7 protein-coding genes and 1 tRNA gene are annotated in these 12,955 nt (G+C 32.2%); 5 read left to right on the top strand and 3 right to left on the bottom strand.

From position 1 onward, the window contains the following. The first annotated feature begins 131 nt into the window (after nt 1–131). The 5 genes from ACQY44_RS19515 (at nt 132) to ACQY44_RS19535 (ending at nt 10,261) form a co-directional block, all read left to right on the top strand. The gene (locus tag ACQY44_RS19515; protein ID WP_428231967.1) at nt 132–1,061 is read left to right on the top strand and encodes a hypothetical protein; all 930 of its coding nucleotides are present in this window, start codon (nt 132–134) and stop codon (nt 1,059–1,061) included. After that, entirely contained in the window at nt 1,043–4,780 is a 3,738-nt protein-coding gene (locus tag ACQY44_RS19520; RefSeq protein ID WP_428231968.1) for a hypothetical protein, read from the top strand. Before ACQY44_RS19515 ends, ACQY44_RS19520 begins: the two co-directional genes overlap by 19 nt. A 32-nt stretch (nt 4,781–4,812) precedes the next feature. Continuing rightward, the gene (locus ACQY44_RS19525; protein WP_428231969.1) at nt 4,813–8,451 is read left to right on the top strand and encodes a DUF6443 domain-containing protein; all 3,639 of its coding nucleotides are present in this window, start codon (nt 4,813–4,815) and stop codon (nt 8,449–8,451) included. A 24-nt stretch (nt 8,452–8,475) separates the two neighbouring features. Continuing rightward, the gene (locus tag ACQY44_RS19530) at nt 8,476–8,973 is read left to right on the top strand and encodes a hypothetical protein (protein ID WP_428231970.1); all 498 of its coding nucleotides are present in this window, start codon (nt 8,476–8,478) and stop codon (nt 8,971–8,973) included. 1,200 nt (nt 8,974–10,173) lie between these two features. Beyond that, nucleotides 10,174–10,261 (top strand) — tRNA-Ser (locus tag ACQY44_RS19535). 151 nt (nt 10,262–10,412) lie between these two features. On the opposite strand, the gene ccrA is transcribed toward ACQY44_RS19535, so the two are convergent. The 3 genes from ccrA to ACQY44_RS19550 form a co-directional block, all read right to left on the bottom strand. Continuing rightward, entirely contained in the window at nt 10,413–11,660 is a 1,248-nt protein-coding gene (gene ccrA / locus ACQY44_RS19540; RefSeq protein ID WP_428231971.1) for a crotonyl-CoA carboxylase/reductase, read from the bottom strand. A 139-nt stretch (nt 11,661–11,799) separates the two neighbouring features. After that, the gene (locus tag ACQY44_RS19545) at nt 11,800–12,498 is read right to left on the bottom strand and encodes a 4'-phosphopantetheinyl transferase family protein (protein WP_428231972.1); all 699 of its coding nucleotides are present in this window, start codon (nt 12,496–12,498) and stop codon (nt 11,800–11,802) included. A 294-nt stretch (nt 12,499–12,792) separates the two neighbouring features. Beyond that, nucleotides 12,793–12,951: a hypothetical protein gene (locus ACQY44_RS19550; protein ID WP_428231973.1), complete on the bottom strand. Its 159-nt coding sequence runs from the start codon at nt 12,949–12,951 to the stop codon at nt 12,793–12,795. Nucleotides 12,952–12,955: the final 4 nt, after the last annotated feature.

The following is a 12,955-nucleotide window of genomic DNA, read 5'->3' on the forward strand; positions in this document are numbered from 1 at the left end:
TATTTTTACTAAAAACCGTTAAAAATTAAAAATATTATCATTATGTAATCTTTTGCTTTATAATAAAAATAAAAGAAAATTATTATATATTTAAAACTTCTATTAACCAAATAAACTATAACCTAATTTTTATGAAAAAAAATTACTATTGCTTATTTATTCTTTTACTTTTTTCATTTATTACCAAAGCCCAAACAGGATCTCCAGGAAGTAATCCTGTAGAACAGGGACCCATTGAAGGAGGCCCCGGATCGGGACCTATTGAATCGGGACCTATTGATGGAGGTCCAGGCGCTCAGTCTAATAAAATGAGCGACCTGCTTTACAATGAAATATTTACTCCAAAAATTGGTACACCAAACGCAGCTGCTTTTAGAAAGGTTAACTTTTCAAACGTTTCAGAATACACCGGTACTGCAAGTATTAATGTTCCTATTTATCAAATTCAAATAGGACAAATTAGTATTCCTATAGAGTTAAATTATTCAGCAACTGGTATTAAGATAGATGAAACGGCATCTAATGTTGGTCAGAACTGGTCTTTAAATGCAGGAGGAATGGTAACGAAAGTGATAAAAGGGATGGAAGACTTTAAAATTACTATCGAAGGTGCTTTACCATACAACCCAAATAGTCATAGACTAAAATTCTCCCAAATAGGAACCAGTGATATATTGGGTATGAAATTAAAAGAAGTGGGATGGCTATTGCAAAATGGACGTCTTTCTTTAAACAACTACTACGATAAGAATACCAGCATAGATAAAGTTTATGAAGTAGCAGAAATGTCTTTTGCTTATTCAAGAAAAGACCTTGCCCCTGATCAGTTTTATGTAAATGCTCCAGGTCTAAATACGTCTTTTACTCATAGAAGAGACGGATCAGTAATGGAAATTGCTTATCAAGGAAATAAAATTGCAACATCAATAGGGAAAACCTCTGTAATTCCTTCTTTTCGGAATTTAGAGATAATGCTAAATTTGAAGGAGACTTACGTTTTTTTGACGGAGGAGTTCCTAGACGACTATTTGGTGTTACTAAAGTGGAAATTACAAACATAACCGGAACTCAATATATTTTTGACCAGTTAGATGTAAACCAATATGTTAACAGAGAAATTCGTTCTCCATACATAACCACCGAGTCAAGCAGAGATCTTACCTCACAAGAAATAATGGCTTATAAACTAAGCAAAATAAAGGATTTTAAAGGAAATGAAGTTTCTTTTGAATACCAAAATTATGCTATAAGTTATCCAGAATATCGTAAAACAGCTAGTTTTGAACTAAATGATCGTCAGGGAAATCAAACGATGCAAAACCAAACCTCTACAGAAATTAGATATCCTAATTTAAATAGAATCAGTAAAATACTATATGCTGAGGGAACGGTAGAATTTAAGTATGAAGAACCTAGAAGCGATCTTCCAGGTGACTTCGCTTTGTCTAAAGTTGTTGTTAAGGATATTAATAACAATATAATAAAGACAATAAAATTAGAGTACGATTATATGACTTCTAATAATAATTGCAGTGATCCTACTTGTAAAAGATTACGTCTTTTAGCAGTACAAGAAATAGGAAAAAATGATGCGATAATCCCTCCTCACCGATTTTATTATAATGATGACATTAAATTACCTGAACGAGGATCTGATTTTAGAGATTATCTTGGTTATGCTAATGGCCCGGTTCCAAGTGAATACAATAATGTTAGTGCTGTAACTTGTGGTATGTGTCTTATCCCTCCTCCTAAATTATACTATAAACCTAACAAAAAAGAGTTCTCCGTTTCTCCATTTCCTATTTATGATGGAAGCTTCATTACGGCAGGCAGATCATTACAGCCGTCTTTAGCTTACACAAAAGCCGGGGTTTTAAATAAAGTAAAATATCCAACTGGCGGTACAGAAGAGTTCGAATATGATTTGAATGATTTTTATTCTACAAATAACCAAAATGTTAAGTCTGGCGGATTAAGAGTTTCAATTCATAAACTAATCGATAACAAAGGTACCGTACAAGTACATAAATATAATTATCTAAATATTGATAATAATTCATCTGGAATTTTGAATAATTTACCAACACTTGGTATCGCTCATGCTGGCAGCGAGTCGCTGGCTGCTACTTATTTAGGTTTAACAACTTATTGGTTAGAATCAGGTCTTACACTTCATACTTTTACAAATTCCAGATCAGATTTTGATGTTATAGAAGGATCAAATGTAGGATATGCAAGAGTTTTGGTCAAAGAAAATGCTGACAATGGTTATGTTGAAAAAATATTTTCAACAAGAGAAGATTATCCTATAGAACTCCCAAAATTTACCTTTGCAGATTATGATAGAAATAAAATTGAATTTGGTTTTAATAATGGCTGGAGGCTTCCTACTAGTAATAATACAGAGATATTGATTGGAAAATTAAAATATCTTAGAAAATATGACAAGGCAAACAACTTGGTAGAAGAAACCCAAAACAGTTATGAATATAAGTATAACTTTGGCGAAATTAATGAGAAAGTTGGAATTTCAAGGCGTGATATTTTTCCTGGTGAAGTTTCAGACGTTGAGCCAATAGAACCTGAGTTTGCATTTTATCCTTCTGTATATTCTAGCAGAAATTTACCCAGCGAAACAAAAACAACAACAAAATACGAACTAAACAAAGTTGTAAATAGTACTTCAACAACTTATGATCCAAAATATTCATTACCTATATCAGTAGAAAATACTGTCAATGAGTCTGGAAGCACAACTTCAATAGTAAAGGAAATAGCTTATCCTCATTTTTATACTTTAACTGCATTAATGCAAAGTTTAAAAAGTGAAAATCGAATTGCTGAACCTACAATGATAACAACATCACGCAAAATAGGTAATAGTCAAGAAATTCTAAGTACACAGGAAGTATTATACGATTCTTTTGTTAAAAGCGGTAAAACTTTGATTCTTCCAAGGGCTGTACAAACTAGTAAAGGTTCAAATCAATTTGATGAAAAAATTCAATTTCATGACTACGATAAATTTGGTAATTCGATAGAATCATCAAAGAAAGATGACACCCATACCGTTTATCTTTGGGGATATAATTATACAAAACCCATTGCAAAAATAGAAAATGCTTCTTATGCTGAGGTTATGGCTGCCTTAGGTAAAAGCAACTCAGAAACGCTTGAGTATTTACAAAACTATAGTGATGATTTATTGAAAATTGAGATTCAAAAAATACGATCGAATCTTAGCAATGCTATGGTTACTTCTTATGTATACAAACCCTTGGTTGGAATTTCATCAGTAGTAGATCCAAGAGGTACTTCAATTTCATATGAATATGATGACTTAAATCGCCTTAAAAAAATCAAAGATCAGGATCTAAACATTATTGAAGAATATTGTTATGGTTATAATGGTATGCTTAGTGACTGTCAAAATCAAATGATAATTCCATCACCAGAAGATCAAAATACGGTAACCGATTTAGACCTACAAGTAAAAATTGGGGATTTTAAATCTTACAAAATACCTATAGCTTGCGGCAGAGGCGTAAACTGGGAAGATAAGCTGCCAGATGGAGCTCCATATAAAGGCCGAAATATTTTAAGCCTTCATAATCAATTATATTTCCCTAATCCTTCTCAAATAGGAGTACATTATAATCCAGGTTATACTCCATTACCTATGGAATATACACTATTAAATCTTACATATCCATTAGAAGAATACACTTGTAATTACTATGCACAAAGATCTGGAAATACTTTTGACCTTTTAGGACTGGATAATCCTAAATTCTTTGCTGGTATAAGCAGAAATATTGAACTTACCTGGTGGATGGAGATTGATGGAAAAAAAATAGAAATTCCAAAAGTTCAGGAATACTCTAATGTGTTTTTTATACCAAAATGTCTTGACGGAACATCTGGTAGAATAGTTTGTTTGGCAAAATTGACTTTTGGATATCGTGACCATGAAGAACCACCTATTCCTCCTGCTACTTATATTATAAAAAGTAATTTAATAAAATTTCAAAGCGGATTAGATGACTATGACAATGTCATTGCTCAGTATAAATTAAGCTCCGTTAATCATTACTCTGGTAATGTATGCGACAAATCTTCAGGTTATGGTATTGACGACAGCACCGCTTCAACAGACTCAGATCCTAAATTCTGGCAAGACACACCATGGACTATTGATAATGGAGTAATTGTTGATCCTGATTTCAAAATTAGTGTTGAGAAGTTTAAACTTTATGATATTCCGGTTCCTGCATTTTTAGGAATAACTTTTACATGGCCAGAGATCTCAACACCAAGTTTACATCCTTTATTTAATTTTCCAAGACCAACTTCTGGTATGCACGGGGAAGAACCTTTCCCAAACCCACATGCATTTGAAGCATTTATTAGGTTTCCTTACGTAATGAATTCTTACACCAATTTTTACACAACAAGAGGTGGGTATAGATTTGATCTAAACGCTATAAAACAACGAGTAGAAAATAGTTCAGAGTATGATTTTCAATGGTTTTTAAAACTGGCAGATACCGGACAGCATGTTCCGTTAATTAGGACTTTAGAATCTAAAGAGCTCTTTTTTGTACCTCCAGCATTAAACGGAAAAAGAGCTAAACTAATTTGTACAGCCACAAAAAGATTTGATCCTGCCGCTCCTGCTTTGTATTTTGAAAGTGAAAACATCACTTTACAGCAAGGATTATCAAATGATGACAATCTAGATTATCAAGCAGAATTTCTTGATATGGTAGGCCTGTAATTTATACGATTTAAAAACTTAATCATAAAATTATGATCATAAAAACTAAACAATATAGTATACAAGTTATTTTGTTATTATTCACCATATTTATTCAGGCTCAAACCCCGGCAACTATCGTTAAAGGGGCTATAAATGCTCCATATACGGTAACTGGGCCTGAACCTGAAACCCTTACTGCGACTAAAAGTATTACTCTTCGACCAAATACTATTATAAAATCCGGCAGTAAGTTTTTGGCAAAAATAAACCCTGATGAATATTCACCGGTTTTTCTTAGTAACGGGAATTTTGTTTTTACCCGTAAATATCAAACAGCTTTAAAATCTATTGATGAAATTGCTAATAACGCTGATGTTTTAGAAAGTGTAATCTATCATGACGGTTTAGGCAGACCTATTCAAAGTATAGCTATAAAAGCTTCTCCTGATAAAACCGACGTTATTTCTCATACGGTCTATGACAATATTGGCCGACAAGAGAAAGAATATCTCCCTTATCCGGATAGCAACATTGCAATTGGATCATATAGAAATGAATCTACGGCTCTCAATGGAATAATTGATTATTACAAAACAAATTATCCTGATGATATTAATACTACAGCCCCAAACCCTTACTCGCAGAAAAAATTCGACAATTCACCACTTGGCAGGGTTTTATTGCAGGCTGCGCCAGGAAAAGATTGGGCAATAGGTTCTGGTCATGAAATAAAACTAGATTATCTAACCAATACTGTAACGGCTGCTGATGAAGTAAAATTATACGTTGTTACAACACAATTGAATTCTGACGGAGTTTATATTCCTACTGTTACCTCAACAACGAATTACTCAGAAAATCAATTGTATAAGGCCATAACTAAAGATGAAAATTGGGTTCGTGGTAAAAACAATACAACCGAAGAATTTAAAAACAAAGAAGGACAGGTTATCTTAAAGCGTACGTATGCTGATTATGGTGCTCAAACCGAAGTTAAACACGACACCTATTATGTTTATGACACATACGGAAATTTAACTTATGTTTTACCTCCCAAAGCAGAGGGCTCAACCAATGATTTAACCTTAAAAGAATTAGGATATCAATACCGATATGATACTAAAAACAGATTAGTCGAGAAAAAACTTCCAGGTAAAGAATGGGAATACATTGTTTATGATAAATTAGACAGGCCTATTTTAACCCAAGACGCTAACTTGAGAGGATTAAATAAATGGTTATTTACCAAATATGATGCGTTTAGCAGGCCTATTTATACAGGGGAATATGTAAATACTTTACAAACGACAAGAGCGTTAGTTCAGACAGAGGCGAATAAAAGCACAACTTTATTCGAAAATAAACAAGCTTCAAGTTTAAGTATTAAAGGTACAAGCATTAACTATCCTAATACTGCATTCCCAAATGTTGATATTGATTTGTTTACTTTAAACTATTACGACGATTACAATAATATTGATCTAGATGGAGGGACAGCTGTTGCTTCATATGGGATAACTCCAATTACAAATGCAAAAGGCTTAAGTACTTGTTCTAAAATACGTATATTAGGTACTACAAATTGGACAACTACTGTCAATTATTATGACACAAAAGGAAGAAGTATTTACACCTACAGTAAAAACAACTACTTAAATACAACTGACTCCGCAAAAACCAAAGTTGATTTTGGAGGAAAAGTATTAGAAACTACATCAACCCACAAAAAGGGAAATAATGATGTCATAACAATAGTTGATCTTTATTTGTACGATCATACAGGTCGTTTACTAAACCAGAAACAAACTATTAACAATCAGGCCCAAGAAACTATTGCCAGCAATACTTACGACAATATGGGGCAATTGACTACTAAAGGTATTGGCGCAAAAACAGCACAATCACGTTTACAAAATATTGATTACAAGTATAATATTCGTGGCTGGTTAAAAAACATAAACGACGTAAATAATCTGGGTAATAAATTGTTTGCTTTTCAAATTAATTACAACGCTACAAGTACAGGGCAAAACAAGTTGTTTAATGGTAACATTAGTCAGACTTTTTGGAAAACAGCGAATACTGATAATAGCCTAAAAAATTACACTTATACTTATGACAATTTAAGCCGTTTGACTCAGGCAATAGATAATTCTACAATAAATCAAGGAAGATATAACGAAAGTTTAAGTTATGATAAAAATGGTAATATTATGAGTATTACTAGGCTGGGAAATACAAACGCAACAGCTAGTGCATTCGGAACGATGGATATCCTTGCTTACACATACGATACAGGAAATAAACTTACTAAAGTTGAAGATACCTCTGGCAGTACAGAAGGATTCAATAACGGAAGCAATGATCCTGTAGAATATAGTTATGACGATAATGGTAATATGATTTCAGATAAAAATAAAGGAATCAACAGTATCACGTATAACCATTTAAATTTGCCTTTTGAAATTAAATTTCCAAATAATGATTTAATTAGATATATTTATGATGCAACTGGAACCAAACAAAAAAAGATCGTAATAAAATCAAGTGACCAAACGGAGACAACTTATGCAGGGAATTATCAGTATCTACAACAATTTGAAGGAGATGGTCTTTTAACTTTAAAATTCATTGGCCAGCCTGAAGGATATATTGAACCAAACGGAAGTTCTTTTAATTATATTTATCAATATAAAGATCATTTAGGAAATGTTCGATTAAGTTATCAGGATAAGGATAATAATGGAATTGTAAATAACAGTGAAATTGTTCAGGAAAATAATTATTATGCGTTTGGATTAATGCAAAAAGGATATAATACAGCTATAAGTGGTGTTGATTATAAGTATAAGTACAATGGAAAGGAACTGCAAGACGAGTTAGGACTCAACATGTATGACTATCATGCTAGAAATTATGATCCTGCACTTGGGCGTTGGATGAATATTGACCCATTGGCTGAAAAATCAAGGCGGTTTTCTCCATATACTTATGCTCTTAATAATCCTGTTTGTTTTATTGACCCAGATGGTATGGAAGCTATGTCTCCAATTTACAATACTAATGGCGACTTTCTTGGAACAGATGACCAAGGATTGCAGGGCAAAGCAATTGTTATGGAAAATAAATACTTTACTCAAAATATGAATCATAGAGATGCAATGAAAAAAGATTTGACTCCAAAAGGAGGTAACGAATATTTAAAGGCTATTAGCGATTATGCAGATTATATTAAATTTTATAACCATTATACTGATTTACCAAATCGACCTGATTATGATGGTGTAGTCCAAGATTGGGAAGCTAGACAATGGTGGAACAATGGAACTGGAGAACCCTTATATATTGACGTAGCTCAATTAGATTTGACTCCTTTGACTACCGCATCTTTTACTGAAGACAATCGTCGACTACAATATAATTTTTTCACAAGTACAAGAACAGATACAAGAACAGGTCGAGTACATGGGACTTTAACAATGAGACTTAGAAATCAAAACACAGGAGAAGTAGGTTTTTTTAGAGATAATAATGGTTTTTTTGACACTTATGATTTTAATGATGATGGTAGATTTTGGAGAGATTTAACAACAAAAGTAGCAAGACAAGTTGTTGGAGAAGGTACAGGATTTGGTTTTATACCATATGGAACTAATCCAACCATTCCTGTGTCTGTCCCAGTAAGATAACTTAATCCAGTAAGATAAATTAAAATGAAAAGAAATTTTGTATATATAATAATTTGCCTTTCTCTACTATCTTCATGTAATTATTTTACAGATGATTTTTTCGAGTTTTTATTTAACACGAAAGATATTCATATAAGTAGAGAATGTTCTAAAACTCCGTCATTTTTTGATGAAGGGAGAAGTTTTGAAGTTTATTCAATGATAGATGTTAATCCTAATATGGTAAAAAAAAATATTGTTAATAAATCTAATTTTCTTAAAAGTGATAAATACCCTAAATATAATATCCCTGAATGGGAGAAAACCCCTGTCGTTAATAAAATGGATAGTGTTTATTCTTTTATTCATTCTGAAATGATTGATGAGAAAAACATTTGTTTTGATGAAAATAATTTAATCACCATTTTAAAGCAAGAAGGAAATTATTATGCATTTTTGTATGACAATATAGGTAGAGCAAAATTATTTATTTGGGATGTCAAAAAGAAAAAACTGTTTCTCTTAACTTCATATGAATTATAGTTGTTAATGTATCAGATAGTTAATGTAGGCAGTGTTTCAGATTAGATATTTTTGCAAAATATCAATGTAACTAAATGAAAAAGAATATAAATTTGTAAATTTTGAATAATAGAGAGACGACCTGTTGGTTGTCTCTTTTTTTGGGTAGTGTTTCAAAGTTAGTGATATAAGATTTTAGATTACCCGCTCTCCGAAGAGTTCTAATGGAAAGGCTGTGCGAATGTCTCTGACTTCGTACCCACAATCCAAAGCAAACAAAAAGCCACTTCATTACGAAGTGGCTTTTTGCTGTTTATAGAGTTGTAAATATTTTGCTTTAGCAATTCATTTATTGAATTTCAATTGCAAGCAACCTGTAAAAATGAATCATATCATTTTTACAAGCAAAAAAAAACATAAAATCATTCTTGTTTTATTCTTTGAGTTAATTTTATACAAATTAATAAATAATGTGTTTGAAATTCGATTCTGTCATACTGTCAGAATCAAATAATAAGAATTTAAGTAATTTAAAAGGTATCCCACCAATTTACAGAATGATTTAAACTGGTGCTGCCACCAAAAGTGACACTTAAAGTTGAGGGGCATTTTATGGAAATTTCAGCAATCTAAATTATTGCAGCAGAATCACGGCATATAACTCTCACATTGCATTTATTCTTTAAATCAAACTCTTCTATTGAGGTTCGAATGGCAGATCGGACGCAGTCATTTTATCATTAATTTGTCAAATCGTTACTTCCAATTTTAATTCAGATCTTATTGTAGTAACAATTTTGTTGATTTAACCATCTAATTCAAATTCTCAATAATCCCATCTGTGGCAGGCATTTATTCTTTAACCATAATGATCACATAAAAATCACTAGTTTAATCATCATATTTACAAACACTTACAATTGTGTCCGCAGTGCGGACACAATTGTATTAGTAATTTAAAAGATGTACAAAAAAATAATAAAGATCCATATGATTATTCCATAGATTTTGCCAAATATAAATGGCATAATTTCTAATCCCATTTTTTGCACGAGCAATTTATAAAATCAAAAACATCTGTTTCATATGAAGTTAACTCCTAAATTAAAATTATAGACACGGATAAAAATTATTTCCTTTATAAAACTATCAAAAAAATTTCTTGAATTGAAAAAACATTTTATCTTTGCACCCGCAATGAGAAAATTATTGCGTCTTATTGGAGGAATGGCAGAGCGGTCGAATGCGGCAGTCTTGAAAACTGTTGACTGTAACAGGTCCGGGGGTTCGAATCCCTCTTCCTCCGCCACATAAAGTCCAAAAAGTGACTTTTAAAAATTAAAAGCCTTTAAACACTGATGTTTAAAGGCTTTTTCATTTGGAATGGTATCGAACCCTGCTTGAAAAACAGTTACAATTGTGTTTACGAATCAATTGCATCTCCAGTATAATTTTTGTTGTTACGTTAGATTAATAACTACATTTCCATATTCAATAGTATTATCAAGCATTTTTTCATGTGCTAATGGCAATTCATTCCAGGTAAATTCGCGGGATATAACGGGATGAAACTTTTTTTCCAGAATAAGTTTATTTGCCTGATGTAATTCAAATAGTGATGAAAAATGAGATCCCTGAATTCTTTTTTGTCGCATCCAGACAAAGGAGGCATCGAATGACATATTGAATCCTGATGTAGCACCGCAGAAAACAACCATACCACCCGACTTTACGACGTATGTACTAACGGGAAAAGTTTGGGATCCAATATGGTCGATAACAATATCAGGATTAACTTTTTTACCTAATATATCCCAAATTGCACTTCCAAATTTCCTAACCTCTCTTAAATATTCTTTGTATTCTTCTTTTTTATTAATATCTGGCAAAACGCCCCAACAATTAAACTTTTGTCTATTAATATAACCGATTGCACCAAGTTCTAAACACTTTTCTCCCCTCTCATCACTTGAAGTAACAGCAACGGCATTTCCACCTGCTAATTTAATTAATTGAATCGCAGTGGCTCCCAAACCACCACTTCCCCCCCAGACCAATACATTGGTACCAGGCTTCAAATCATTTGGAGCAAATCCATAAAGCATTCTCCAGACAGTAGCATAGGTCAACATATATCCTCCAGCCTCACCCCAGGTTAAGTGTTTAGGTTTTTGAAGTAATTGTTGCGCGCGAACTTTTGTGTACTGGGCAAAAGAACCATACGGAGTTTCATATCCCCATATTTTTTGTGATTCACAAAGCATAGGATTACCACCATTGCACTCTTGACATATTCCGCATGTTTGACCACAGTGAATAATAACTTCATCCCCAATTTTAAATTTAAATTCCGGATTATTTTTTAATCCCTCTCCTATTTCCCAGATTATACCAGATGCATCACTTCCTGCTATGTGAAAATCTTTACCATGAAATGCGGTAGGAGAAGCCGGCTCCCCTAATCCAGCCCAAAGACCATTGTAATTTACTCCTGCAGCCATGACTTTGACTAACACTTCATTAAATCCCAACTTAGGAGTAGCAATAATTTCTTGCTGAAATGCCTGATCAGGTGTCCCATGATTTTCTGGTCGTATGACATATGCATGCATTAAAGCGGGGGTATGACCTAATGGTGGACATTCGTTTATTTCGTAGAGATCTTTTAAAACTATTTCATTTGTAAGTTCAAGTATTAATTTTTCCATAATTAAATTTGTTAGCTTTTTATTTTTACTTGTTTTTCATTCTTTTAATTAAGGATCTCCTCTTTTTGAAGATCCTCTTATATTTTCTTTTAAATTATCTGCTGTAAAAGGAGGTTGGAATAAATCTTTTTTGCAACTTCTAAAATAGAATATGCTTTTCCCGGGCTTTTATAACATCACACTTTGTGGTAATGGAACAATATTTATTATCAATTTTAAAACTTTTTATGTACCAGATATCATCTTCATAAGTTGTATAACCTCTATCTATTTCGATTTCTGTAAGTGGTATTGACATTCCTTTTCCTATCGCTTTGATAACGGATTCTTTCTTAGTCCACAATTCATAAAACTTATCCAGCCCTTCATTATTAATCTCGGCAAGTTCTCGGGAAGAAAAAACATTATCAAACAGAGAATAATCTATTTCATTAATCTCTTCGATGTCTATACCTATTTCTTGTTTGCTAAAAACACATACAACAGTATTACCACTGTGGGAAATATTAAAATTAAAGTTACTTTCTGACATATATGGCTTCCCATAATTATCCTTAATAATTTTCTCAAAGTCAAATGAATTGTATCCCAACATGTAGGATCCCATACATATCATTAATTTCCCAAACAAACAATTATATTTGTCATCCAACTTCCTGTATTTAAGCACTTCCTGCTTCATTTTTGGAGGCAGAAATTCCAGATAATATTTCAATATATCCTGATCTGGATTACCATCACCGGAATATTGAAATAAGTAATATTCATCTTCTTTTAAATCGATTATCGGAATAGATTTAAAATCATTAAAGGCTAAGTACTGTATCGAATTTTGCATAATCCTATTAATGTGTATAAAAAAATTACAATGACGTTTTTCACTATATATTTTTCATTAAACTTTACCTATATTTATTTTTTTGATTTCAACACTACATTAATTAGTGCTGAATAGTGCTCTCAGTATTATTTATGATGCCACTATTAATCATTGATAACAATAACAACAATTTTTTACTGTTTTATATTCTTATGGAATATCTACGGATCTTATATAAATAAATTTCGTTTTTTATAAACCTCTTAAAGAGGTCAGGAATGATTTATTTACACTTTTAGAGGGTCTCTATTTTTAAGAAACGCTATTAAATAATGCCGCTTTCAAAGGGCAAATTGCCTTATTTTTTGTGGTAGCATCAGATAAAGTTTCGCCTTTTTTCATTAAACTTAATTTAAGTGCACACATTACTCCACTTTTAGCACAGTTACATTTTGGCTTATTATCTTTCATATTT

Origin of the sequence: Flavobacterium sp., from assembly GCF_965277525.1 — a bacterium.
In the GTDB taxonomy this organism is placed as follows: Bacteria; Bacteroidota; Bacteroidia; order Flavobacteriales; family Flavobacteriaceae; genus Flavobacterium.